Raw genomic sequence first — 25247 nt, 5'->3', positions numbered from 1 at the left:
TTCCGTACATGTCTTACTTCTAAAAACATATCATACCCCTATTGGAAAAAACCAGAAAAACCCTGACACCGCTTCAATCGGTAGTCAGAGTTTGAAGGCATTGTGACCCAGACATGTTACCAGTATCATCCAGGATAACTCTATCCGGCTATTTTTATTCCCCGTAGATCTCTTTGATCCGTTCTTTCTCATTCGTAGACAACAGAACATTAAGCAATCCCATCGCATTATTGGCATCGGTTCTCGTCGTCTTATACATCTCGGCATATGCTGCTTCATCCTGCTCCGGGTCCATCTCAGCAAGCTTGCCCCACGACGTGCGGGCCTTGTCGTATAGAGTAGTCAATGTGATGTCATAAGGATGCTGTGCAACAGGCGCCATGGATTCAAATTTCGCTGTAATGCTGAAGAAATCTTTGGAATCCTGGAACGATGTACTGCTGTAATCCTTATTTTTCATCGCATCTTCAGTAATCAGCAGACCTTCACGGGCGATAAATAGCGTTTTCACCATGGCACGTTCCAGATTGGTTGCTTCTTCCCAGGTTACATAAGATTCATCAGGTGCTTGTACAGTTGTGAAAAAAGGAAAGGCATCATCAATCAATCGCTGCGAATCGGAATGAATCGGTACCCCCGCATTCATGTCCACAACGGCATCGCTATAGTTGGCCACGTTAATATTTTTGGAACCTTCCTCACTGACCCGGCGCACCGGCTGATCCGTAAGCGGGATACGGATATAACCAAGCTTATCCGCATACTTCTGCTTCAACTCTTCCAGTGTGGAATCCTTTCCAATCTTGCCGTCGTCAGCTGAAGAAGATTCTTCTGTAGCTGAACCTGTCTGCTCACTTCCATTCGAACCGGATGCTGCTGTTTCTGTGACGGTCGTATTTGGACTGCTTGTCTCCGACGAAGTACCTTCTGTACCCGAAGCAGACTCCGGCGATGACGCCTCTTTAGCTCCACCACCACAAGCTGTCAGAATTACTGCCAAACTGAACATGACGGTGAACGTCTTTATCGTATCATTCCATTTCATCGTATGATCTTCCCCTTATCGGTTGTATAACTTACAAGAATATCCTTTCAGATAACATGCTTGATTCACAATTGGACATGGTCTACATTCTATCACAAGTAGAAAATCGGTTGTATACGACGATATACCTGTGTCTAAAGCCTTTTACTCTCCCTATACTAACTACCACCGCAACACAAAAACACTGTCGCCCATATGGACAACAGTGTTCGTGAAGCAAGATTATTTGATACCTTTCGCCTTCTCCATGTGTTCTGACCGAATCTGAGGATCCGTGGAATTGACCGATGAGAGCAGAGTGTAGATCGCCTGAATATCCTTCTCTTGAAAGACAGTCTCGGGAACTTCAGTCTCAAGTCGTTCCGTCTTGCGCTGAATGGTCTCTACCAATTCATGGTCGTAGATGATCAATTCATCCGAATTCACATACCTCACAGCAGGATCAACACTGATACGGCAACGGTTCGTGAAGGTGACCATGGAGACAAGGCGTACTCTTTTGTAATCTCCGAGGTGTGCATGAATGGCTTCAACATGGGCACGATGCTGCATGAGCGGATTGTACATTTTGACCCGGCTGCTGCTGACCGACCAATTGGCTTCTCTTCGGCCGCCGCGGATCTCACCTGTCGTCAGATTCCGGGTTTCGATGACGAAGATTGCCCGCGGACCGATCACGACATGATCAATCTGCGAATAACCGGAGCGTGACTTTGGATTGGTAACAAGTAAGTCGTTCAGCACTTTATATTCACTTGGGAGACCAAGCAGCTGATCTGCTGTACTAGGCTCCTCCGGCTGGCGTGTCCAATCCCCTTCCGCTTTTTTCTTACGCTTACTACGGACCATACGCGGGGGAATGGTTGTCGTCGATGGTAACGCTGAAGCGGAAGCTGTAATCTGGTTCGCAAGCTCTGGCTGTGTCTTGAACAGAGACAGGATTTTCTTGAACATGGGCAAGCTCCGTTCTATTGTAGTGTGGGTTACGGGTGACCATTACAGGAGGAATAACATCCTTTGACACATTCATTATGTAAACTTCTATTACTTATGTCGGATAAAGAGGGGGAAAAATAAAGGGAAGGTGACCAAAATCTCTTCATTATGCAAAATACATATGAACATTTAACCAATCCCGTGACTTTAGACGCATAAACAAACCTCAAAATTGAAAAAAACAGCGCAACCTTTCCTGAATAGAAAAAGAATACGCTGCTGTTCTCTTGGATGTTAAGCCTGAAGATAATAGGTGTAGAGTACCTGTGTACCTTTCTCATCCAGACCATTATTCGCTATTTCCTGATACAGGGATTCGGCCAGAGCCAGCCCAGGCGTTTTCATGCCCATCGCTTTTGCAGACTCCAGTGCAATGCCCATGTCTTTGATAAAATGTTTCACATAGAATCCAGGCTCATAATCGCCTGCGATCATGCGCGGACCGAGATTGCTGAGCGACCAGCTTCCGGCTGCACCGGTAGCAATGCTCTTCAGCACGTTCTCCGCGTCCAAACCAGACGTCTTGGCATAGGCAAGTGCTTCGCATACGCCCATCATGCCAGAGGCAATGGCAATCTGGTTGCACATTTTGGTATGCTGCCCGGCTCCTGCCTTGCCTTGCAGCACAATGTTGGTGCCCATCTGCTCAAACAGCGGACGCACGGCATCAAAAGCCTCCGAACTACCCCCAACCATAATGGACAGCTTGGCGTTCTGGGCTCCGATATCGCCGCCCGATACAGGCGCGTCCAGTGCATGCAATCCTTTGGCTTCCGCAGCTTCAAAGATTCGTGCAGCCAGTAGCGGACTGGATGTCGTCATATCAATCAGATATGAACCCGGTTTGGCATTGGCTACGAGACCATCCTCACCGAGATAAATCTCCTCTACATCTTTCGGATACCCCACCATCGTGATGATGACATCACACGCGGCAGCCAGTTTGCCTGGTGTGTCATGCCATACGGCACCTTCCTTCACCAACGCTTCCGCTTTGGCAGCGGTTCGCGTGTAGACATGCAGCGGATATCCCGCTTGCTGGATGTGCCCAGCCATGCTTTTACCCATCACGCCTGTACCAATAAAGCCAACTTTCGTCTCTCCAGGTGCCTTCGTTGTATTTGTCATCGCAGGTTTCCTCCCTATTTCTCTATGTTTCGTAAGGTGCTTGTTCTGAGATAGATAGCTATATCTGTATGTTAAAGCTTTCGTACCCCGCCGTCTATCTTTTGTCTCCAAATCTAGCGAACTGACATGCGGTATTGGTTCGGGGACATTTGAACGAAACGTTGAAACGCACGGTTCAAATTACGTTCAGAATAGCCTACCTTTTCCGCAATTTCCGTAATGGTACAATCAGTGTCCTTTAGCAGTTGTTTTGCTTTTTGCACTTTCATATTCATCAGATATTCGATAAAGGATACTCCCATCTCCTTCTTGAAGAGCCTACTCAGATAGGATGGGCTGACGTTCACCAGTTCCGCACAATCCGAGAGGGATTGGACTCCTTCAGGCTGAAGGTTAAGGTGCTCGCATACACGCTGCACAATATGACGGGATGAATGTGTACGGAGATCTTGACTGATCTCTATGCATAGCGGAAACAACACACCAATAAACCAATCGTGCATCTCTCGTGACGTCTGATTTTCCTGCAACTGATCGAACAGATTCCCACCAAGCCGTTCAAGCATGCCTGGTCCTTTGGTTTCCATATATTGAATAATGGCCGACAAGAGCATGTGGTAGCCCTGGATCATGATCGTATACGATTCGGAACCACGGACCCTTTTGGAAAACCTGTGAAGTACATCTTCAGCTTCAGAAAGGGTGCCATTCCATAATGACTCCATCATCTCCGTCTCCATCTCTCGTGGATACATAAACACCGGATTTCGCTCAATCGCTACAATATCTTCGTAAAACAGGACATTCTCCGCATCGTCAAATAATCGGTATTGCAGCGCAAGCTGTGCTTCCCTGAACGACTCTGCTACAGTTTCAAGTTGAACTGAACGGCCCACCCCAACCGTAGCAGAGAAGGAGAGGTACTGATTCAGTGCGTCATGAATATCCTCTGCATAACGACATACCCTCAGTCGTATATCACCAGAAGACATCGTTGCATCAAAGTGTAATATCGCTACGGAGTCACTATCATTTTTATCCACCACGTATCCTCTAAGATCATCATTCTGACCGAGCAGTTCATCCATTACATTTTTCAAAGCGAAAACAATGACGGGACCTTCACTTGGTAAAAAACGTTTCTTCTTCACCAGATTCTCTACTTTCACCACCAGCACAATGTACTGTCCTTCAGTTGAAACATCGTGTCTGGCGCATTCCACAGCAAACGGAGTGCCTCTCCATGAACCACTGAATTGCAAGAGCTTCTGAAAGAAACGATCACGCAAATCAGGTTGTATGCCTTCAATATAACGGTTAAGCTTCTCCGTCTGGTCGTTGAGATAACTAAGTGAGGACCTGATATATTCAATTTCGTTCCCTTGGGGAGCTGACTCCTGCCCATTTCTACGCAAATGTTCTCCGTAACGCAACAACTGTTGAATTGGATTATAGGCGAGCCGTGAACTGAACCAGGTAAGCAGTAATCCAACGAACACAAAGATGGACACACAGATCAGGATTAATACGCGAATCCAGTTCAACTGGGCAATCATCTCCCGCTCGGGTAACTGTGACACATAGGTCCTTCCCATTGACGCTTCCACATAGGCCACAAGTTCCTTGCCCTGAGCCCCCTTCAGTACGTCATGCCCCGACCTTTCCCTGCCCTCCTGATACGCAATCTGTTGTAATATGGCATCATCAGACGCAACTTTACCAATTGCCTGGGGTCCGTCTGTATGCAAAATAATTCGTTGATCTGAATTCAAGATCGCCAGGGACTGATCTTCCAGACTAACGGAATAACTTCGTAGCAGACTTCGCAATGCCTGTTCTTTCATCTGCAGAATGATCACACCACTCGGTGGCCCCTGACCCATGATCGGCAGTTGTCTGACATAGGAGATATAACCCGCCTCTCCGGACCCAGGCAGATACATCCACCCTGCCCCTTGGCTTCCTTCAAGCGCGATCTTCATATCCTGCTTCTCTCGGTAATCTACCAACGGGACCAATCCATAATAGTGGGATAAAACCATATCCGTCCTGGTATCAAAATAGATCATTTCTTCAATCAGATTATTGGTGTTTTTGTGAAGTTGAAACAACTCCAGCAGATCCAGATGCAGAAAGTAATCGCTCTCATAATTGGCATTCCCCAGTGCATTACGCATCAAGGGACCACTGGCGAGCTGCATCGATTCATGCTCAATATTGGTCAGAATGTTCTCCACCCGGTCTTTGAGCAAATTAAGAGAGGCCATGTTGTTATCCTGAAACTGCCCGGTCAACTTGATCATGGAGAAATGATAATACGCACTTCCGGCAAGCACCACCGGAATGACCACCGACATGCAGCCCAGCCAGATCAGCCTTTTCAAATACCCATTCGTTGCGAACCAGCGATCCAATATGGATTGGACGGTATGCATGATACGTCTCATGGAATCACCCCCGTGTGCTGCCTTATGCTCATTCCCATCAACTATTAGGGTTCATTATATCAAGAGCGGTATGCGGATACACTCCCAAACATCAAGTCTGGGAACGTTTATTTTCAATTCGCCTTCAATCCATTCCGTCTTCAGAAGATTTCCGGTAATTAAGGCTTCCGCTTCTCCTGCCGGACTCCCCTCACCAGAGCCCACCGTAATCTCAATATCGTGAAGCGGTAGGACGGAAGACAATGGTCTGCGCCCTGCTCCGTTGACCAGATGAAGAAGCAGCTCGTCATCTTTGCGAAAAACCGTCAATTGTAGTCCCGGAATGGCTGTCACAGATACCAGTGCCTTTCCATCCAGCAGAAGGTCTACGGCGTTAGCGAAGAGTCTGAAATGTTCCTCCAGCTTAAATTCCTGGATTAGTTTGCTAAGCGAAAAGGGTAAATAACACGCTTTCCCTCCTCCAAGTGTACGAAGCAGCGCTAGCGGCAGATCCGTCTGCTTCACAGCCAGTGAAGCACGTTCAGGAGGTGCGCCGACACTTTCCAAAGGAGAAAATGGAGGCACCAATGTTGCCAATACCTGTACGTCTGTATCGATCGGTTGGCAGTACATTACCTTGCCGCGATGGGGGATAAGTTCGGTCTCTTCCAGTTCACGCTGCAATGGGTTCGTGCCTTTAGGTGTGTCTTTGCCTACAGATGCCGAAGATTCGAAGCGCAAGTAAGAAGCGACTAAATACTCGCTCTCCTGCATTTCCCCGGTAATACCGAACAGATCAGCCAAAAGGGACCTGGTCTGCATTTCTTCCATGGGCAACTGTCCTTCTGCAAGCACAGCCCCTCCCTGACTCACGTATTCATGCAGCGAACTTACAAAATCAGGCGGATACGTGCATCCTTCAGGCAAAAGAATGACCTGGAACCGATGCAGGTCCACATTTGCCAACTGTTCCGGCAGAATTATATCAAACGGGATTTGCTTATGAATCAGCGCTTCAGCCAGACCTTCCGCAGAACGGTCTGCATTCCATAGTAAAGCTACCTGACATACCGGCTGTGCACCGTCCATATAAGTAGCAAGTTTTGAGGCATCCGTGTTGACTTCCCTCACCGTACGCAAGATCCGCTTATCCGTAATCGTATCCGGAATTCCGGTCAGGGAGTGCCAGAGTTGGCCTCCATTGGCCGGGATCTGTGAGAGCCAGAACCGATACTCAGCTGGTGGAAGCCCCGTGTGGCGCCAGTCCATCCCCGGACAGGAATGAATGATGCCGAAGGGATCCGGACGTCCAGGAACGGAGCGCCCTACTTTGATACTGAGCGCGGGCTGCCAGAATTCCGGTATGCGCGTATGTCCCAGTGACAGGATATCCTGTGGCTCCGTGCAGAGCATATCCGTAATGGAAACCCTGTTCTCCAGATGATCCCGGTGCAGATTATAATACAGAATCATTGGTACTTCAGGTCGGATCTCCTTGATCTCCTGATACATCCGTCCCAGATTATCATCGAAGCAACGTGAAGCAAAATCAGGCTCAAGTTCGGCAGACGTCCCAGGCAGATCCGCACCATATAGACCTCTGTATTTCTCCTGACATGTAGAACATCGGCAAAAAACATAACCGGGGGCGTTAAAGAAAACACCGTCGATCTCATAACGTTCCAGCGCCTCCCGAATGACTGGAACAGCCAATTCCTCGTTCCGATAACCCCCGTTAATGCAGGTTGACATGAGAAGCGGCCAAGCGCCCGGGCGTGTAGCCCCAATAATATCCGGTTGCCCTCCTTCCCTACGTGCAAACCATTGGGGCCGCTGCAGATAGACGGAGTCCTCTGCTTTGCTGAAATCAAAGCGGGCGATAAATCGAATTCCCCGCTGATGACAACTGTCGATCAACTCCCGCAGCAGATCACTGTCATGAGGCAAATAGTCATTATGCACATGATATTTCACTTGGGATGAATACCAGGCATAGATCCCACCGGTATTGAACACCAACGCATTGGCGCCCATCTCCATGATCTGATCCGCAAGCTTTTCGGGATTAATCTTTGCCGTATCCTTGACCTGCATATTGGGCTGGATGATGCGTAGCGGCTGCTGCCACCATGGACGATGTTCCTGCTCGGTTATTGGGCTCTTCATCGCTTCTCCTCTATTCCGTTATTGTAGGTTGATTGAATTGATCGTACGCTTTGGCCATCTCCTGGTACGCCTGCTTGATGTCAGGCTGATTATTCAATTTGTCTACATAGGCTCTGAGCTGTTCCACACTGGTTTGACCGACAATCGTCCGGGTTAGCACGGAACTGTATTCGTCTGCGTATTTAGGCCACGTTTCTCTCCATGCTTCTGAAGTGATGACTCGATAGAAATCAATCTTGCCTATCTCATCAAAGTTTTCGACTTCCTTGATTTTGGCATCATTATAAGCCTTGTCACCAGAAGCACTGATCACCTTGCCCCATTTAGCGTAAGCGAGCACACCTGCCCCTTTGCTGGTCGTGTTTACTTCCTTAACGCCCTGCTCCGTCAGAACCTTCTGACCGTCCTGTTCCGTATAATGAACACCTTCAATTCCATAGTAAGAGAAATCCGTCATCTCCTGAGAAGCGGTCATGTCAAAATACTTCAGAAGCTGCTTCACCTTTTCTTCCGGCACCTTTTTCGAAATGTAGAATCCACCAGCTACCCCGGTTTCCAGTCCGACTGCCGCATCTCCATGAGGACCAGTCAGGGACAGATTCAGAATCTTCGCATCCGGTTGGCCCGATTTCTTCATGGCCTGCTCCCATTCGTGATCCCACCAGATTGGACGTCCATAGGAAGCGGCCCGATTGGTCTTGAAGAGTTCCTCAGCCTGGCTTTCTTTCATGACGGCATACTCTTTTGATAACAATCCATCCGCATACAGTTCACGGAACCACTCAATCATCTCGATATACTGAGGTGTTAAGCCTGGGCTCATCAATCCGCCATCATTATCATAGGTAGGATTATAAGCTCCGAATCCCGCCTGGAACATTGCTGGTGGATTGTTGATGAACAATAAGCCGACGGTATCCTTATTCCCGTTGCCGTCCATATCACTATCCACGATCTTTTTCAAGACTTCCCTATACTCTTCGAATGTCTTGGGAATCGGCAGGTTTAGCTTCTTCAGCCAGTCCTCCCGAATCTTCAGTCCGCCGTCAATACGAGAGCGGGAACGCGGAACCGCATAGATTCCTCCATCCACCGTCAGATACTTCAGGGCATCGGGAGCCAAATTCTCTTTGAGATTCGGATATTCGCTGAGATCTCCAAGGAACGGCGTCAAATCCCAGAACGCACCATTCTGAATGGCCGTAATCAGAGTTGGACGAATCTGATTCTGGTAGGCCACCACTTCGGGCAGATCACCCGACGCAAGCAGCAGATCCAGCTTCGTATCCAGATCTCCCGACGGTACCCATTCGATGTCCAACTTGGCGTTGGTACGTTTCTCCCATTCGGTCCAATATTCATTGTCCATATCGGGAATCTCATTGTATAAGCCTGCAAACATCTTGATATTCAGCGTCTGATCTCCCCCAGATTCCCCTGTACCTGGATTATTGGCTTCTCCCGATCCACTGCTCCCGCTGCACCCGGCAAGCATGGAAACCGCCAATAGAATGCAGAGCCATGTCGTCCATCGTTTATTGAGCTTGTTCATTGTTGTTATCCTCCCTTAAGATCCCATTAGTAAGCGTTTGCAAATCAACCTAATAAACATTTCTACTTATAAACTTAAGCAGCAAGCGTCACCCTTTGACCGAACCAATCATGACTCCTTTGGCAAAATGCTTTTGCAAAAATGGATACACAATCAGGATCGGTACCATCGCCAGTACGATGGAGGCCATTCGAATCGTCTCCTGCGGCACAACACTTTCGTCACTGGCTCCCGCCTGAGCCACGGCGACCGAATTCGAATCGATTACAAGAGTTTTGATGAGCAGCTGAAGTGTCCACTTACTGGAATCGGATAGATAGATGAGTGCATTGAAATAGGCGTTCCAGTGTCCCACCGCGAAGAACAGCGTAAACGTTGCGATGGCTGGCATCGATAACGGGATTATGATGCGGATGAAGGCCGTCAGGTCACTGCATCCGTCAATCTGTGCAGCATCCTCCAACTCGGAGGGCAGCGATTCCAGAAAGCTTTTAATCACAATCAGGCTCCATGCATTCGTCAGTCCAGGCAGAATCATGGACCAATATGAGTTCAACAGCCCCAATTCCTTAACAAGCAGGTAGTTGGGAATAATGCCGGCACTGAACACCAAGGTGAAAATGACCAGCCCCATGATCCACTTATGACCGGGCAACGACTTCTTCGTTAAACCATAGGCCATTGTGAAGGATACGATAATATTCAGTATGGTGCCAACCACCGTAATAAACAACGTGCTTTTGAAAGCGTTCAGGAAGCTATTCGTTGATAAAATGTAACGATAAGACTCCAGCGACCATTTTTCCGGAAAAAGATAAAACTTCAGCGGCACATACACTTTCGGATCGGTAAACGATACGCTGAACACGTACAGAAACGGGAAAATGCAGGCTAGCGAGATCAAGGCAACCAGGCTGTAATTGATCCAGTCAAAGAGTGTCAGACCTTTTTTCTGCACAACAAAGCTCATTTCTTATCCTCCTGTCCAAAAAGAACAACGACCCTACGGGTTAATAGATTCCCTCATGTCCAAGTCTTTTCACAATTTTGTTGGCAGCCACAATCAGGAACAATCCGACCAGCCCTTTGAACAGCCCTACGGTTACTCCGATGCTGATCTTGCCTTGCAAAATGCCATACGTGTAGGAATACGTATCGAATACCTCCCCTACCGAACGCACCAAGGGGTTCATCATCAGCAGGATCTGTTCAAACCCGGTATCTGCCATGCTTCCAAGGCGCAGAATGAGCAAGATGATAATTGTTGGCCGGATGGCCGGCAAGGTAATATGCCAGATCTGCCGGAAACGTCCGGCGCCGTCCACAACCGCAGCTTCGTATCGCTGAGGGTCAACCCCCGCCATCGCTGCAAGGAAAATGATCGTACCCCAGCCCGCTTCCTTCCACATGCTCTGTGCGGTAAGCAGACCCCAGAAATAATTCGGTTCGGATAAAAATGAGATCGTATCCTTTCCACTCTGTGCAATCAGTTTGTTCACAATACCAACGTCAGTGGAGAGCAGAAAAAACGTCATGCTGGCTACAACGACCCATGATAGAAAATGCGGTAAATATACAATGGATTGATTGATGCGTTTGAACGTCTCATGCCGGATTTCATTCAGCATTAGCGCCATCAGGATCGGCAGTGGGAAATGGAACACCAGCGCGATCAGATTGATGGCGAGTGTATTGCGCAGCATGATATAGAAGTTGGAACTGCCAAACAGTTCATTGAAATGCTTAAATCCCACCCATTCACTGCTCGTAAATCCAAGGAATGGATTGTAATCCTGAAAGGCGAGAAGTAGTCCCCAGAGGGGAACGACTTTGAATAATAAGAAGTACAACAGCCCCGGTAGTATAAGTACATAAATCATCCGGTGTTTGTACATGCGCGATAGCAGACTGCCGGATTCCAACTTGCCACTTGAGCGGTTTATCGTCTTTAGCTGGGTGTTCATCGATCTACGTCACCTCTCTCTTCGAGGCATGATCCATGTCAATTACAATGGCCTCATACCGTGCCAACATAGGGAGGCTAATCCTTGTTACATTTCCCTCTTGCCTGATGGGAACAGCCTTGGACGAACACAGGGAGTACGCCTGTATGGATGTGTCAATGTTGTTAAGTTCAATTGCAAGGTCGTATAACGGTAACGCTTCCATATATGTCGTGCCATTGAAACCGGACAAGTTCAATAGCTGAACCAACAGGTTGCCATCTTCCATTCGGTTCAGGAACAGCTCCACACTGGCTGGAAGGTCTGTTCTCAATGAGCGTTCTCCAATGAAACGTTCGAGTATATCCGTCACTGCATGTTTGTGATCTTCGAAACCGTGTTTGTAATACAACGCACCTGGATTCCAACCGTAATAGATGCCTGCCCCACGATCTACATATTGGGTGATCCCCAATCCGTAACTCTCTCCCATCTGATGACCATAGGCCCGCTCCGGTGGACCGAAAGAGGCTGGTTCGATATAAGGCATATATCGCTCCGTATCCGACGGATTGAACTGTATTCGCGAAAAACCGCCGCTGACCGTAATCCATTCCCGATCCTTTAGACTGGGAAAGAGATCGTTGTCACCAACATGCAAGTAGGCGGCAGGCAGCATATCTACATCCCCTGAATGGACAGCCCCAAACCATTCCTGCAAACATTCCGCATCATTCTTGAAGGCATTGCCTGTAGCAAGTATCGTTACTCCCTGACTATGCACCTCTTTCAATGATTCTAATGTTTGTGGTTCAGGACGTTGCACCCCGGGCAAGATGACTACTTTCACTGCGGCGAGTTTATGCGCCATGGCTGCAATCTGTTCTTCCACGATGACATCAAACAGTATGTGGGCTTCTTTTAACATTTTGAAAAGTCCAAGATATTCGATTCCCGCCCCAGCCGCTGACGGTTTGATCAAAATGACTTCTGCCATGGAAGCGAGATGTCCATAGATATGTTCATGGTCTGCATGATAACGGAAGATACGCTGTGCCACGGCAAAGTTCCTTCGATCCGGATATCCCTCAAATGCCCCAATGATACAGAAGTCCAGCCCTGATCCGTTCGCGATATTCTGCAGTAACCGCACTTCGGTCTCATACGGTGAAACACCTGTGAACCGATAGGTCAGGTCGATGGCATTGATGCTGCAATTGCTGATCAACTTGTTATCCCAACTCTGTACGACAGAAGCTACATTTTCAGAAGCGGAGTACTGCCATAAAGGTAAGGCACGGGTAAGTGATGTGTTGGATTCCTTACGAATGATATCAACCTGGTGAGGATGGTAGGTACTGATTGCCACATCAGGCCAGCGGGATTTGACCAAGTCATTAATTTTGCTCAGAATCTCTCTGGAAGTGAACTCCTGAAATTGAAGATACGCTGCATGTAGCTCATGATCAGAGCCTGTATAGTCCAGTAGCTCACTCCCGCAGATCTCTTTGAATCGACGCTGACAATTGTCACAGTAACAAGGACCATAATAGTTACCGCTGTAATCCCAGTGCTGATAACCAAACATATTGAAGAAAATGCCATCCACCGGATACTTCTCCAATACTTCCGTGATGGTTTCGAGCGATTTTTCCTGCTGATATGCACCGTTCAGACATGTATGCACAATCCCAAAATAATTCACTTCTTGTCCTTCACGGTCACGATAGAACCATTCCGGATGTCCTTCAAAAAGCGATTCATGGGCTTTGCTGAAATCAAAACGGGCAACAAACTTCATATCCAGCTCATGTGCCTTGGCGATGGCTTCCTGTAGCACATCCGCATGAAGATAAGGTGTGACGTATTGGTGCTCCAATGTGGAAGGATAGAAGGCAAAGATGCCTCCCGCATTCATCATCAACACATTGGCTTGAAACTCCTGAAGTTCTTTCATCAACAGGTCCACGTTCATCCCCGCATCGATCTCACGAAGATTGTTCTGAATCAGGCGAAGCCGGTTCGAAGACCACCAGTTCATTCGCATCGTCCTCCTCTTGTCTGCGATGTACTTTAACCGTATACCTCGGATGACAGGCACAGTAGGGACATTTTTTGCAGAAATCGGCTAGGAAATATATGTCTGTTCTATGGAGCCAATGAACAGCATGAAGGCATACATGCCAGATATGGCAGACAATAATTGTCCGTTCATTACTTTGATGAGTTTTTTGGTTCAAAAAATATGAAATAGGAATCAACTTCCTATATGCTGTACAACCTAACGGAAACTTCCTTCATTGGAAAGGAGGATTCCCATGAGCCGGAAAAAAGGTCAAATTACCATCTGGTTGTCCTTTTCCATCCTTTTATTAAGTGCCGGTCTCGTCTCTCATGTCTTGTCCGTTCCAGCGGTTCTTGAAGCTGCAGGCAGGGATGGATGGTTATCTGTCGTGGCGGCAGGCCCCTTCTTCATGTTGTTTCTATGTATGATGTACATCATTATTCGGCGTGTACGTGGACAGCGATTAACCGATTGGATAACCCGAGAATTCGGGGCGGTCCCTTCCTGGATCTTCCGGATCTCCGCTTCCCTTCTGCTGTTCACGCTTGGCACGCATACGTTATATGAGACAACTAACTGGACCGTGTCCACATATCTTCAATTCACGCCTCCCTATGTTCTGGCCGGTGGAGGAGCACTGGTTGCCGCATGGGCAGCGGCTAAAGGCATACGCTCCATTGCGATGACTTCCAGTCTGCTACTGCCTTTTGTGGTTCTGCTCGGTTATTTTGTAATGTCCGCCAATATGAAATATAAAGACTACAGCCTACTGTTCCCGATCATGGAGAACGGCATGGGGCCCCTCTGGCGGGGCATGATCTATTCTCTTGCCGGACTTATGGAAATCTGGATTCTAATGCTGTTCCAACATGAAGTCAAAGGCAAAATTCGGTGGTGGTATGTCCTGATCCTCGGCGTATTTATGCTTAGTATGGCCATCGGACCAACCATTGGAGCCATTGTGGAATTCGGTCCTGAAGAAGCAGCAAAACAACGAAACAGTCCCTATGAGCAATGGAAACTTGTGAATATCGGCAAGCTGCTGCAGCACGTTGATTTTTTGTCCATCTATCAGTGGCTTAGTGGTTCCTTCGCAAGAGTGGCTATATCCATGTATCTCATCGTGGATCTGCTGAATTTCCGCAGGCCGAAGAAACGATATATCGCCATTCTTATCATCACCGTCATCATGAGCTTCATGGCGATGCAATGGTGGCGCATTGATTACGTGGATTATTATGTGGACCATATTCAGTTCCCGGTCATGCTCGCCTATGTCTCAGTCGTTACCGTAATATTGACCATTGCTGCATTAATCCATAAAAAGGACAAGGAGGCTCCCGATCATGCCGATCTCAACCCAGCCCAAGAATAATCCTGCCGTTGAACCTTTCCGGATGAACGAGCATAACCTGACTACCTTTTTTGCCGGATCTGATGATGTGATCATCAATAGTCACATGCTCGGAGAATCTCCAATGCAGATCATTGTAGCCTATTGCAGCGGTATGGTGGACAGTGAAGCGATCTATCATATTATTCTCCCGGAACTCAAACGAACGTACGAGCACACCCATTTTGTCCGTACATCCGATATCGAAAAGTGCATCAGTTTGCAATGGAGTCGAATGGATCTGCAAGACCCGGCATATGGAACCGAACTAATGTCTCTCCGTGTTTTTGAAGGTCATATGCTAATCTGTGTTCCTTCCCTTCAAGCCATGTGGAGTATTGATATCTCTAACATCCCGACTCGGACGCCGGAGGAATCGACCACCGAGGTTTCGATTCGCGGGGCGCGAGACGGGTTCATTGAACCCCTTGCCGTCAATGTTGCCTTGATACGCACACGTCTGCGTACGAACCAGCTGGCCTGTAATATCGAACTGATCGGTTCACGTTCGGCAACCAAGGTGGCCCTGATGTATCTCAAGAATATCGCGAACCCGGAGCTGATCGAAGATGTTCAGGATCGGTTACGCAAGATTGAGACCGAACGTATCATGACCGCCAATGAATTGGAAGAATTACTATCCCCTTCTATGATTACTTTGTTTCCCCTCACTCATTACACGGGAAGGCCGGATTTTGCTGCAGAATGTCTCCTGAACGGACGCTTCATCCTCATCGTGGACGGCAATCCCAGTGCCATTATTGGCCCGGTGAATCTGTTTCTGCTGCTCAAATCCCCGGAAGATGCCAGCTTTCCATTTCTTCCGGTGAATTTGGGCCGAATGCTGCGTTTTCTCGGTTTTATGATAACGGTGTTCCTGCCCGGATTCTATATTGCGCTAACATCGTATCATATGGATCAGCTTCCATTCCCCCTGGTGGCAACGATATCAGTCGGACGGATGGGACTGCCGATGGAATCAGGCGTTGAGATGTTCCTCATCATGCTCCTGATGGAGCTGTTCCGGGAAGCGGGTGTTCGCCTGCCGAGCGCAATCGGTCAGACATTGACTGTGGTTGGAGGTCTGATTATCGGGGAGTCAGCCATCCGGGCCGGTATAGTCTCTCCACTTATGATCGTTGTTATTGCTCTGACCATTGTTGCCGGAGCAACCATCGTGAATCAGGTGATGACAAGTTCCATCCTGATCCTGCGCTTTCTCTGTTTTGTACTGGGAGTATCGCTCGGCGTCTATGGTTTCATTCTGTCCCTGATCCTGTTTCTCATCTACCTGACCGATCTCAAATCATTTGGCATTCCATATCTGGCTCCGTTAACACCGCTCCATTTTAAACAGGCCGTGGCTTCATTATTCAAACTGCCGAAGGGGTTCGGTAAACGCAGACCCATATATCTTGAAACCCAGGAGCCCCGCAAGAAAGGCAGCGGACGATGAAACGCTTATTGCGGCGAGCATTACTGGGTTTGTTAAGCCTGGCAATGTGTGTCATGACAAGTGGTTGCTGGAGTGCATTTGAGATCCAACAGGTAGACTACGCGAAAGCGATAGGCATTGATTACAAGGACGGTATGTATCACATTTATGTGCAAACACTTGATTTTGCCAGTGTGGCCAAAAGTGAAAGCTCGACCAAAAGTGCCGATACGCCGCCCGTCTGGGTCGGTCATGCTGAAGGAAAAACGATGAGTCTTGCGGTGAACGAGCTATTTCGTACTGCCCAATTACACATCGCCTGGGGGCACGTTACAGCTATAGTACTGGCTGAAGGCGTATTAACCAGCAAACATATCAAGGAAGTGTTCGATATGTTGGGACGGTTCCCAGAATCCCGTTATACAACTTGGGTATATGGAACCCGCGAACCACTGGAGAAAATTCTGAGCGCGACGTCCATCTATAATATGTCTCCCCTGGATAGCATTCTTCACAATCCGCTCCCGACTTATATGGAAGAATCGTTGTATCCGCCCGTCCTTAGCTTCAAGCTCATTGCAACGCATAATGATCCGGCTACAACGACGTATCTGCCGAGTATTGCATTGAACAATACCCAGTGGTCAGAGAACCAGAAGAAACATGATTTGTTTCTGATCGAAGGGGCTTTTTTTGAAAGGACAAGTGTTGACTTTGAGTTCCTGCCACGTAGTCAGCTACCCGGTTATCACTGGCTAATTAAGGACATGCGGCGTGCCCCCTTGCTTGTGCAGAAGGACGGAACGATCTATGGGGCACTCAGTGTAGGATTGCCGAAGATCAAAATAAAACCTGTCATTCAGGGGGATAAGGTCAAGTTCAATATTGACGCCCAATATCTAACTGCCCTGTATGAATATCTGGTGCCCACCTCTTATGAAGAGATGATCCAGATTAGTGAAGTGAAGTTGCGCGAGCAGATCATGCAGACCTATCGTCATGGCCTTGAGCGTGGTATAGATATCTATGGCCTTCAGGAGAAACTGTATCGTAAAAATCCGAAGCTCTGGCGGAAGTTATCTAACAATGGGAGCAAGATGATGCTTACCGAAGACTCGATCCAGGATCTGAAAATCCATCTCACCATCCCGTATACAGGGAAATATAAAAGGAAAGTGTAACAAGAACGTGAAACCCCTTGCCCGTATGAAACGACGGATAAGGGGTTTTGGGTTCATGCTGTTTCTCTAATTCACTTTCACTTTTTATAATATTGCACCACCCGCAACCGAGTAGTCAGAATTAACATCTGAGGAATAAGCACGAAGATAATATACATCACTACAATTAACCATAGATGTGCAGCAAAATGTTCTGCACCGAACGATGGTTTCGGACGTTCAATCCAATACCACCAACACGGGACGGCAACAAACCATGTCAGCCCCGTCGAGAGGAACATGTCTTTTACATCGCTCCACAGAAAGCAGAACAGCGCGACAAACAAGATGGCCATAATCCATGAATCCAATATCGGTCCCCAGCTCTGGAAGACAAAGATAATGACAGGATACAGAAGATTGATGGTCCAGCGCCATATGTTATTAGTATAAAGATTCATACTGCTTCTCACCTCATTACATAACGTTGCAATTGTAATAGCAGAAAAATTAGTATTAAAGTGTCTTTAGAGTTTATCACCAAAAAGGAGAATTAAAGCTTGATGAAAACAAAACTTATGGCTCTATTCTTACTTGTTTTTACACTTGCAATAGGAGGATGTTCTAGCCTGTCCACATCAGATAAGCAAAACATTCTTGAAAAAGCTACACCCGTCAGCATCCAATACATTATGGAGTATTACGACGCAGCCTTTGTTATCACGAGTCATGATATTGACGACCCTTCAGTCCATTCCCGCTTGTACCTGTATGGTCATGTAACAGGTCACGAAGATGAGCACATTACCGTTTCATATAACTATGACACACGGGAAGTCATCAGTGTGACAGGACCGGGTTGGTTCATCGATAGCCGCAATCCAAAAAAGTAAGATCCGGCTAAACTGCAATGATACATACAGTTAGCTCGTTCTTTGCCTTTGTTAATTATGGGAAAGAAATGAACAGATGAAGCATGATTTTGGATATTATAGCTCATACTACCTTCAGGAAAATTATCGAAGGAGTGACAGCATGAGGTTAAAAAGTATCATCGCGGTTGGAGCCGTGTTAACTTGCTCAACTTTGTTATGGGGATGTGGTAACGGCACTGCAAATAATGCATCCCAGCAGCAAAATGACACTGTTCGGTCGGAAAGTTGGAACGATCCCAAACGACTGGAATCTTCCCACCTCGAGGCGCTTGAGCGTATGGAGAAAGATCATATTCACCGGATGGTTTCGCTTAGCGCAAGTATAGATGGAGACAAAGTGATGACCACGCTTGAACGGTCGAGCCAAAAGTTGGAGGAAATGAGACCCCTCGCTGAAATGCTTCAGCACGAAGGGCATCCCGCATTATTACAGCGAATCCAGGAGATGTCCGGTGATATCCAAGGTTCCAAATCCGTCATTGCTGAGATGAAAACTTTGCCTCAGGACGGTAAAATTAAGATCCAGTCTGAGAACTCCGATTCTTTGCATCACATCAGCAGCTTCCGCGATTACCACCAGTTTATCCAAGAGAGAATTCAAACTTTGAACAAGAATAATACTGATACACACTAATCAGTTATAGTACTGCTTACCCAAAGAAGTAAATAGTTAGGTGGGAGGATTACTTCCTATCTGACTATTTACTTATAAGCAGATATAGACAATTACTGTATCCTGCTGCGATTTCTTTGATCTTCTCTGTCCGCTTCTTCCATCTTGCGAATGTATCGCTTCAATTCCTCTTTATGAGCTTCTAGTTCACTTAATCTCACAGAAGCTCCTTCAACAAAAGACTGCATCTTGAAAGTTAGCACCGATGCTGATGTCCCTACCCAATCCTGCTGCAACCTTCCATGAATCGTACGCATCTTCTGTTCCTGTTGTATGAGCCGTTGCTGCAATTGTTCGCATTGTTGAACAGCTCTTCGTAAATCCGACAAGGATACGGATATTCTGCCCATGTCCACTTTCCTCCTGTTAATCCATCTATATAAATTCCATTATTGTTGTTCCTGATCAGCTATTACGAAATCTTCTCTCTTTCTTTCAATATAATCCGCAATCTCACTTATGGATTCCTGGTACCAACGGTTAATTTGTTGCAAAGTAGCTGTTGCATTATAAGCAATAGGTGTAAAAGACTGACTTTCGCTCGTTGCTATATGGGTCTGGAACATCTGAATAGAAGCTTGTGCATCGTTGGAAAATCCGCTCAAACTCAGTCTCATTTCCCGAGCAGACTGCGCTAATTCTTCCGGTGTTAATTGAATCTTACCGCCACCAGAACTACCTACTGCGGATATAAACGAAGCTACTGCACCAGATATAACATTAGAGAACACAGCCATTGCTTTCTGATGTGCAGTCCATCTTGGAGAAATATCAAGCGTCTCTCCCGTACTCCGATCGATTAAAGGGCCAATTAAGTTTCCATCCTTATCAAACTCATATTGCTTCATGGAATGGTACCCCTTGCCTTCGTCCTTCGAGAAGGAATCCAATAATCTAACGATATTTCCAATGTACAGCTTATCCAGATCTACATCTATGCCAACGTCATGAACCAACATCGGCGAGCCTGCACCGAGAGGTTGAAAAGGGACCTTTAACTGTAATTGAAACTTCCAGTTTTGATACATCGCATTAGCGGTGTCAAAATCCTGTCCCTTGTACACCGTAAGTCCAACGTGCCTGTCATATTCACTTATTCCACCGGCCCCTACAGAATCACTCGGATGAACCACATTAACCATTTTGTTGTCAAAGTGACCTTCATTCACCTTAGCCAGACTTACATCATCCAGCAGATTCATTACACTTGGAGCACTGTACGTCATACCAGATACATCATGACGAGCAGCTACATATTGAGCTAAACCACCGCCAAGAGAATGGCCTGTTAGCGAAATATCTGAATCAGGATAAGCCTTCTGTACAGCCTCATACAATTCTTCAGCTTGATGAAACTGATTGTTTTCCCAACTTGAATTATCCATCATGAGTTTGAATGGACTATTTTTGAAGATATTATGACGCTCTGGGTCGGTTATGGAATCTTCAAGCTTTCTCGTTCTTCCTCCTACGACATCAAAAGCATCCGTCTCCCAGTCAGCAATTTTATCTGTCAACTTCCCTTCCGGTTCAGTCCCGCGATAACCTATGACAATCTGATCTGTAAGATCATTCTTTAAAACAACTGCGTCGAACCCAGACTTTCTATGCAATTTTGCTCCATCTGGCTCAATCACTTTCCAATTAGCTGAATCCAGCGTATCAGGGTAATCCCCTTCATTTAAATTAAGATATGCCAGTTCCGAAATTTCCTTATATGTTTTATCAGTTATATAGTTATCCATAAAAACTCCCTCTCTGTTTACTGATCTAAAAAGTTAAAGTATATTATAAAGTGTTAAGTTCACATATATAGGAGGTTGAAGAATATTTTTAAAAATTTTCAATTTGTATCTATTACACTTATAATCTTAGCCCTTATATTGGGAGGATGTAATTCTATGCCGAATCAAGACAAAATTATTGAAGAAGCTACTCAAGCGGGTCTTCAATACTTCATTGATCACTATAATACTGAAGTGGAATTCACTGATCATAAATTTATGCCAAAAGATCTTAGTCACAATATCAGTTTGAGTGGTCATGTTAAAAATAATAAAGGAACCAAAATCACCATCCTCATTGATTATGACACGTTTGAAGTTCAAACAGCCGTTGTACCGAAAGAGTTACTCGACCAAAAAATCAAGTAAGTTCCAACAAGGAGTAGTGGTTATGCTCATTATTAAATTTCGTACACCTCTAACCCTATTAATAATGATTAGTTTAAGTATCACTGTATTTTGCGGTTGTATGTCGAACGAGCAAAAAGGAATTGTACAAAAAGCCGAGATCGCAAGCCTAGCTTATTTTAAAGAAACCTATGGAATTGATGTTGAGTTTACAGGCCACAAGTTCATTCCGTCTGACTTGTCTCATACGGTGTCACTGACAGGGTACGTAAAAGGAAATAAGACCCAAGAAATATTCTCAATGGTGGATTATGATACTTATGAAGTCAAAACAGGCTCAGTGCCCGAAGACATCAAACCTCTTAAGTAGTTTATAAGAAATTTTAACTTTTAAAACTTTAGGGCCTTGTACAGATACATGGCTCTTTTATATGTAATAATAGGGATTCCATAGCCTAATCTCATCCTCTTTTTTCCAAAGAAGTAGAATCATTATAGTCCATCTTCTGTGAATCGTGTATACGGCATATAAGAAATGAGCACAAAGTCTTTATAAATTTCAGGTATTAAATCTTACACATTATAAGTTATAGGACGTTGTTACCAGAATAATTTCAGCAATTTGCATAAATATGTGAAAGTAATGGTATATAACTTTGTCAGGCAGCGACGCTCCATATACATCTTTACACTCGTCACTGCCTCTACACTCATAATGCTAGCTCCCACTCGAACCAGATACGTGAAATACGAAGCCCTCCTGATTCATCGATTGGATTACGAGCAGCAGACACAGTAATTCACTGAACACCACCACAGTCAGCGCTCTTTCTTTCACTCTTTTCCCTCTTCGCTACAGCTTCATTCCACCCACAACGACACCCAGATGAACATGCTAGATAATAAGACCGGCGCAAGTGCACCTGTGGCTAAAATGATCCATAATGTCGCGGGCTTGATCCTTTGGCAGTATGCATCGACCTTGCGCATCCGATCTTTGCGCCACTTGGCGAACCTGAGCTGTCTGATCATCCTACCCAGAACTATTTGCCGCTGCTCGTCCTCTTCGAAATCATCGATCGCACGCCGCAACTCCTCGTATAATTGAGTCTCTTCCTGCCCAGCCGCTGTAGGTGTAGTCATCTGATCCTTCCTCCCATGAGAACATTATTGAGATAAATCCGCTACTTAAATAACACAGTAAGGACCTTCAAAGTTTGGAGTTTTATCGAAAATGAACAACCCAAAAAGCCCGGGCATAGCCCGGACTTCGTTGAATCATGCTAGAACTATTTATCTGAGTGCTTTTTAGCCTGCGTTAGCGATCAATTCATTCAGACATACTGCACCCTGCGCACGCACATTAACGACAATGATCGGCGTTTCCAGCATGTCGTGCATCCAGGACATATACTCTTCTACTTTTTCGTTCGGAAGGATCGTCAGAATAACCCCTGCGAACCCACCACCATGAATCCGACAAGCGCCATCACCCAGGTTTTGCAGATAATTCTCCGTTACAGCCAGCGCGATGCCAATCTCCTGTTCCTTCACAGCACCACTCTGATATACATTCTGCAGCCACTTCCATGACGAGTTACCGGACGCTGTAATCAGTTTCAGGAAATCAGTAAAACGTCCATCACGCAAAGCTTGAACCTGACCATCTACACGATTGTTTTCTTCCAGGAAATGAAGGGCACGCAGCACGGCACGATCCCCAGCAGCTTCACGAACCTTCTTGAGGTTGGCATAGATTGCGTCAGCTGTAATTTCCCGAACATACTCACTGCCCAATGCCTGAGCAACCGCTCTCATCTCATACGGTACAGCAGCATAATCTTCCGTCAGATCGGCGTGGTTACCACCTGTATTCACAATGACCAATGAGTAGCCGTTTTGTTGGAAATCCCACTGAACAGGCTCAATAACCGGCTGTGCAGGATTCTCAAAATCAATGGCAATCAGCCCACCGTACGCACAAGCCATCTGATCCAGCAGACCCGAAGGTTTGTTCCAATAATGATTCTCCGCATACTGACCGATTTTGGCCATAGTCACTACATCTAAAGCTCCACCATTATAGAAGTGATTCAAAATCGTACAGATCAGCATCTCGAATGACGCCGATGAACTGAGGCCTGATGCCGAGAATACGTTACTGGAGATGTACGCTTGGAAGCCGCCAATCTGGTGTCCAAACTCTCCGAATCCAGCAGCCATACCGCGAATCAATGCTGTTGTGCCATCGTCTTCCGCATTTGGCGTGAGATCTGTGAGATCGATTACATATTTCTTGTCGTAGCCTTCCGAATAAAAAGTAATAACCGATTCTGCCGTTGGCGCAGCCAGCGCAAGTGTATCCAGCGTAATGCTGCCCGCCAGCACTTTACCATGGTTATGATCCGTATGATTGCCGCCAATCTCGCTACGCCCTGCCGCGCTGAACAACTTGCTACCCTCTTGCGCGCCGAAGTACTCTTCGAACGTTGCGTTCAGCTTCGTGTAACGTGCTGTCTGTTCCTCTACTTGTGATTGTCCATACATCTGGGCAAGCAACGCTTGGCCCTCCGTGGATTGGATCAGATTCAATGGTTGTGTCGTCATTCGTAATCCTCCTATGGATATGCAGCTTTTATTTTTACATTGTTGGTGAACATGGTTGTTACATCTGTTTCACGCCTTATTCCTCTCCCATTATCTCAGCTTCGTAGCGGAAAAGGTAGGGTAGAATTGAAAGTTTGTAAGCGTTTTGTGAAGTTATTTCTTGTAAAAATAGGATTGAAAACCATTTCACAATAACTTAAATTTAGTTTAAGTGAAAACACATTATTTTCCAACCTCAATGTTGCTATGCTATTCATCTTATTCGTGGAGGGAACGATGAAAATCAAATCGAATTATACCAAGTTATTTGGTGCATTTTCGCTTACATTTTTGGGTGATGGACTTACACTTGCTGCGGTCCCTTGGCTCATATCAACACTTACGAGCGATACACTGTATGCCTCCATCACCATGACGGCACTTCGTTTACCGTGGCTTCTCTTCAGTCTGCCCGTGGGTGTTCTTATCGACCGATACTCACGCAAACATATGCTGATTGGCGCAGGCTTTACGCGAATGGTCCTTCTGCTTGCCCTGACGTTATGTATCTGGGGTGGGTGGGTAAGCATTCCCATTCTGGCTATGTTCATGTTCGGGATCGGTCTTAGCCGAGTCGTATTCGACAGCACGGTGCAGACGGTCATCCCACAACTGGTAGATGAGAGTAAATTAGAAAAAGCCAATGGGCAGTTCACCGCCGGACAGTTAATCACAAGTGATATTCTGGGCGTTGCTCTGGGAGGGTTCATTATCACCCTGCATATTGTCTTTCCTTTTGCCATAGACGCCGTAACGGCTGTTATTGCTCTGCTCTTTTTGATCAGTTTGAAGGGAAACTTCTACCCAGGGGATACGGAAACAACCAAGAAGGAAACTCGCCCGATGAAGAATTGGAAACGTGAGATGTGGTCCGGTATTCAATATGTCTATCGTGATCGTTTTCTCCGCGGACTAGCGATTCTGTCTGTCACCATTACGCTGATGTATTCGATCATTCTGGCTACTCAGATCTTTTTTGTACGAGATGTGCTTCAGTTGGATGCTTTTGCATTCGGTATTCTCATCTCCATTGCAACGATCGGTAGCATTGTGGGGAGCCAAGCTGTTGCTTATATGCGTAAGAGATGGAGTACAAAACAATTGATCATCTCCTCCATTCTGTGCATGGGAATCATCTACGGTGCGGTGGGGTTAACCACGAATGCATATATGGTAGGTGGACTGTACTTCTGTGCTGCATTTTTCATTATTGTCTACAATGTTACCCGTTCCTCCATCCTGCAACGTTCCGTTCCTAATGAAATGCTTGGCCGGGTCGGAAGTGTGTTTCGCTTTTTGTCCTTTGGCATCAGTGCCATTGGTACGCTTCTTGGCGGGTTATTGGTGCGAGTTAGTGAAACGACTTTTGATCGCGTATTCTCGCTACAACTCCCTTATCTCTTGTTAAGCCTGATCTATATGCTGTCAGGTCTGATATTCGCGATGAAGATGAAGAATCATTCTGAGAGCCAGCAGCGTGACATCCACGCTTGACTGTTACGTTAGGTCATACTTGATAATGATCTCAAGCTTACACGAAGGAGAGATTAAG

22 protein-coding genes are annotated in these 25247 nt (G+C 46.4%); 8 read left to right on the top strand and 14 right to left on the bottom strand.

Annotated features, from left to right (window positions below):
• Positions 1 to 154: 154 nt before the first annotated feature.
• The 9 genes from M1D71_RS04680 to M1D71_RS04640 form a co-directional block, all read right to left on the bottom strand.
• The gene (locus M1D71_RS04680) at positions 155 to 1045 is read right to left on the bottom strand and encodes a hypothetical protein (RefSeq protein ID WP_458125465.1); all 891 of its coding nucleotides are present in this window, start codon (positions 1043 to 1045) and stop codon (positions 155 to 157) included.
• Between the two features lie 222 nt (positions 1046 to 1267).
• Complete coding sequence (locus M1D71_RS04675) at positions 1268 to 1999, bottom strand: nuclease-related domain-containing protein (protein WP_458125464.1); 732 nt, start codon at positions 1997 to 1999, stop codon at positions 1268 to 1270.
• Positions 2000 to 2275: 276 nt separating this feature from the next.
• Positions 2276 to 3169: an NAD(P)-dependent oxidoreductase gene (locus M1D71_RS04670; protein WP_458125463.1), complete on the bottom strand. Its 894-nt coding sequence runs from the start codon at positions 3167 to 3169 to the stop codon at positions 2276 to 2278.
• A gap of 113 nt (positions 3170 to 3282) precedes the next feature.
• Complete coding sequence (locus M1D71_RS04665; protein ID WP_458125462.1) at positions 3283 to 5616, bottom strand: helix-turn-helix domain-containing protein; 2334 nt, start codon at positions 5614 to 5616, stop codon at positions 3283 to 3285.
• A 54-nt stretch (positions 5617 to 5670) separates the two neighbouring features.
• Positions 5671 to 7761, bottom strand: coding sequence for a hypothetical protein (locus tag M1D71_RS04660; protein WP_458125461.1), 2091 nt, complete (start codon positions 7759 to 7761; stop codon positions 5671 to 5673).
• Positions 7762 to 7771: 10 nt separating this feature from the next.
• Positions 7772 to 9313: an extracellular solute-binding protein gene (locus tag M1D71_RS04655; protein WP_458125460.1), complete on the bottom strand. Its 1542-nt coding sequence runs from the start codon at positions 9311 to 9313 to the stop codon at positions 7772 to 7774.
• 88 nt (positions 9314 to 9401) lie between these two features.
• On the bottom strand, positions 9402 to 10283 hold the full coding sequence (locus M1D71_RS04650; RefSeq protein ID WP_076332971.1) for a carbohydrate ABC transporter permease: 882 nt from the start codon (positions 10281 to 10283) through the stop codon (positions 9402 to 9404).
• Between the two features lie 40 nt (positions 10284 to 10323).
• A complete protein-coding gene (locus M1D71_RS04645) occupies positions 10324 to 11277 on the bottom strand; it encodes an ABC transporter permease (protein ID WP_458125459.1) in 954 nt (317 codons plus the stop codon).
• A gap of 4 nt (positions 11278 to 11281) precedes the next feature.
• Positions 11282 to 13297, bottom strand: coding sequence for an alpha-amylase family protein (locus M1D71_RS04640; protein WP_458125458.1), 2016 nt, complete (start codon positions 13295 to 13297; stop codon positions 11282 to 11284).
• 277 nt (positions 13298 to 13574) lie between these two features.
• Between M1D71_RS04640 and M1D71_RS04635 the strand changes: the two genes are divergently transcribed.
• The 3 genes from M1D71_RS04635 to M1D71_RS04625 are packed head-to-tail and all read left to right on the top strand — an operon-like array spanning position 13575 to position 17330.
• Positions 13575 to 14696 carry a GerAB/ArcD/ProY family transporter gene (locus M1D71_RS04635; protein ID WP_458125457.1) on the top strand — a complete coding sequence of 374 codons (1122 nt, stop codon included), beginning with the start codon at positions 13575 to 13577 and terminating at the stop codon, positions 14694 to 14696.
• Positions 14668 to 16170: a spore germination protein gene (locus tag M1D71_RS04630; RefSeq protein WP_458125456.1), complete on the top strand. Its 1503-nt coding sequence runs from the start codon at positions 14668 to 14670 to the stop codon at positions 16168 to 16170. Before M1D71_RS04635 ends, M1D71_RS04630 begins: the two co-directional genes overlap by 29 nt.
• Positions 16167 to 17330, top strand: coding sequence for a Ger(x)C family spore germination protein (locus M1D71_RS04625; protein WP_458125455.1), 1164 nt, complete (start codon positions 16167 to 16169; stop codon positions 17328 to 17330). Before M1D71_RS04630 ends, M1D71_RS04625 begins: the two co-directional genes overlap by 4 nt.
• A 77-nt stretch (positions 17331 to 17407) precedes the next feature.
• On the opposite strand, the gene M1D71_RS04620 is transcribed toward M1D71_RS04625, so the two are convergent.
• Positions 17408 to 17770, bottom strand: coding sequence for a hypothetical protein (locus M1D71_RS04620; RefSeq protein WP_458125454.1), 363 nt, complete (start codon positions 17768 to 17770; stop codon positions 17408 to 17410).
• Between the two features lie 99 nt (positions 17771 to 17869).
• On the opposite strand from M1D71_RS04620, the gene M1D71_RS04615 reads away from it, so the two are divergent.
• On the top strand, positions 17870 to 18202 hold the full coding sequence (locus M1D71_RS04615; RefSeq protein ID WP_458125453.1) for a hypothetical protein: 333 nt from the start codon (positions 17870 to 17872) through the stop codon (positions 18200 to 18202).
• 142 nt (positions 18203 to 18344) lie between these two features.
• The gene (locus tag M1D71_RS04610) at positions 18345 to 18878 is read left to right on the top strand and encodes a hypothetical protein (RefSeq protein ID WP_458125452.1); all 534 of its coding nucleotides are present in this window, start codon (positions 18345 to 18347) and stop codon (positions 18876 to 18878) included.
• Positions 18879 to 18970: 92 nt separating this feature from the next.
• Here M1D71_RS04610 and M1D71_RS04605 read toward each other — a convergent pair whose 3' ends face one another.
• Both M1D71_RS04605 and M1D71_RS04600 read right to left on the bottom strand, forming a co-directional pair.
• Positions 18971 to 19267, bottom strand: coding sequence for a WXG100 family type VII secretion target (locus tag M1D71_RS04605; protein WP_458125451.1), 297 nt, complete (start codon positions 19265 to 19267; stop codon positions 18971 to 18973).
• Between the two features lie 39 nt (positions 19268 to 19306).
• Positions 19307 to 20662 carry a lipase family protein gene (locus tag M1D71_RS04600; protein WP_458125450.1) on the bottom strand — a complete coding sequence of 452 codons (1356 nt, stop codon included), beginning with the start codon at positions 20660 to 20662 and terminating at the stop codon, positions 19307 to 19309.
• Between the two features lie 156 nt (positions 20663 to 20818).
• On the opposite strand from M1D71_RS04600, the gene M1D71_RS04595 reads away from it, so the two are divergent.
• Complete coding sequence (locus tag M1D71_RS04595) at positions 20819 to 21070, top strand: hypothetical protein (protein ID WP_458125449.1); 252 nt, start codon at positions 20819 to 20821, stop codon at positions 21068 to 21070.
• Positions 21071 to 21092: 22 nt separating this feature from the next.
• Complete coding sequence (locus M1D71_RS04590) at positions 21093 to 21419, top strand: DUF1433 domain-containing protein (protein ID WP_458125448.1); 327 nt, start codon at positions 21093 to 21095, stop codon at positions 21417 to 21419.
• A gap of 491 nt (positions 21420 to 21910) precedes the next feature.
• Here M1D71_RS04590 and M1D71_RS04585 read toward each other — a convergent pair whose 3' ends face one another.
• Both M1D71_RS04585 and M1D71_RS04580 read right to left on the bottom strand, forming a co-directional pair.
• Positions 21911 to 22192 carry a hypothetical protein gene (locus tag M1D71_RS04585; protein WP_458125447.1) on the bottom strand — a complete coding sequence of 94 codons (282 nt, stop codon included), beginning with the start codon at positions 22190 to 22192 and terminating at the stop codon, positions 21911 to 21913.
• A gap of 165 nt (positions 22193 to 22357) precedes the next feature.
• Positions 22358 to 23656 (bottom strand): galactokinase, encoded by a 1299-nt coding sequence (locus M1D71_RS04580; protein WP_458125446.1) that lies wholly within the window; start codon positions 23654 to 23656, stop codon positions 22358 to 22360.
• 276 nt (positions 23657 to 23932) lie between these two features.
• Here M1D71_RS04580 and M1D71_RS04575 point away from each other — a divergent pair, with 276 nt between their 5' ends.
• Entirely contained in the window at positions 23933 to 25189 is a 1257-nt protein-coding gene (locus tag M1D71_RS04575) for an MFS transporter (protein WP_458125445.1), read from the top strand.
• Positions 25190 to 25247 lie beyond the last annotated feature (58 nt).

Source organism: Paenibacillus sp. Z3-2, from assembly GCF_054161325.1.
Note: the sequence above shows the minus strand (reverse complement) of the source record. Positions and strands in the feature narration are given on the sequence as shown.

Coding starts and splice junctions, on each gene's coding strand:
- M1D71_RS04680 (WP_458125465.1), bottom strand. CDS start 1,045: ATGAAATGGAATGATACGATAAAGACGTTCACCGTCATGTTCAGTTTG.
- M1D71_RS04675 (WP_458125464.1), bottom strand. CDS start 1,999: ATGTTCAAGAAAATCCTGTCTCTGTTCAAGACACAGCCAGAGCTTGCG.
- M1D71_RS04670 (WP_458125463.1), bottom strand. CDS start 3,169: ATGACAAATACAACGAAGGCACCTGGAGAGACGAAAGTTGGCTTTATT.
- M1D71_RS04665 (WP_458125462.1), bottom strand. CDS start 5,616: ATGAGACGTATCATGCATACCGTCCAATCCATATTGGATCGCTGGTTC.
- M1D71_RS04660 (WP_458125461.1), bottom strand. CDS start 7,761: ATGAAGAGCCCAATAACCGAGCAGGAACATCGTCCATGGTGGCAGCAG.
- M1D71_RS04655 (WP_458125460.1), bottom strand. CDS start 9,313: ATGAACAAGCTCAATAAACGATGGACGACATGGCTCTGCATTCTATTG.
- M1D71_RS04650 (WP_076332971.1), bottom strand. CDS start 10,283: ATGAGCTTTGTTGTGCAGAAAAAAGGTCTGACACTCTTTGACTGGATC.
- M1D71_RS04645 (WP_458125459.1), bottom strand. CDS start 11,277: ATGAACACCCAGCTAAAGACGATAAACCGCTCAAGTGGCAAGTTGGAA.
- M1D71_RS04640 (WP_458125458.1), bottom strand. CDS start 13,297: ATGAACTGGTGGTCTTCGAACCGGCTTCGCCTGATTCAGAACAATCTT.
- M1D71_RS04635 (WP_458125457.1), top strand. CDS start 13,575: ATGAGCCGGAAAAAAGGTCAAATTACCATCTGGTTGTCCTTTTCCATC.
- M1D71_RS04630 (WP_458125456.1), top strand. CDS start 14,668: ATGCCGATCTCAACCCAGCCCAAGAATAATCCTGCCGTTGAACCTTTC.
- M1D71_RS04625 (WP_458125455.1), top strand. CDS start 16,167: ATGAAACGCTTATTGCGGCGAGCATTACTGGGTTTGTTAAGCCTGGCA.
- M1D71_RS04620 (WP_458125454.1), bottom strand. CDS start 17,770: ATGAATCTTTATACTAATAACATATGGCGCTGGACCATCAATCTTCTG.
- M1D71_RS04610 (WP_458125452.1), top strand. CDS start 18,345: ATGAGGTTAAAAAGTATCATCGCGGTTGGAGCCGTGTTAACTTGCTCA.
- M1D71_RS04605 (WP_458125451.1), bottom strand. CDS start 19,267: ATGGGCAGAATATCCGTATCCTTGTCGGATTTACGAAGAGCTGTTCAA.
- M1D71_RS04600 (WP_458125450.1), bottom strand. CDS start 20,662: ATGGATAACTATATAACTGATAAAACATATAAGGAAATTTCGGAACTG.
- M1D71_RS04595 (WP_458125449.1), top strand. CDS start 20,819: ATGCCGAATCAAGACAAAATTATTGAAGAAGCTACTCAAGCGGGTCTT.
- M1D71_RS04590 (WP_458125448.1), top strand. CDS start 21,093: ATGCTCATTATTAAATTTCGTACACCTCTAACCCTATTAATAATGATT.
- M1D71_RS04585 (WP_458125447.1), bottom strand. CDS start 22,192: ATGACTACACCTACAGCGGCTGGGCAGGAAGAGACTCAATTATACGAG.
- M1D71_RS04580 (WP_458125446.1), bottom strand. CDS start 23,656: ATGACGACACAACCATTGAATCTGATCCAATCCACGGAGGGCCAAGCG.
- M1D71_RS04575 (WP_458125445.1), top strand. CDS start 23,933: ATGAAAATCAAATCGAATTATACCAAGTTATTTGGTGCATTTTCGCTT.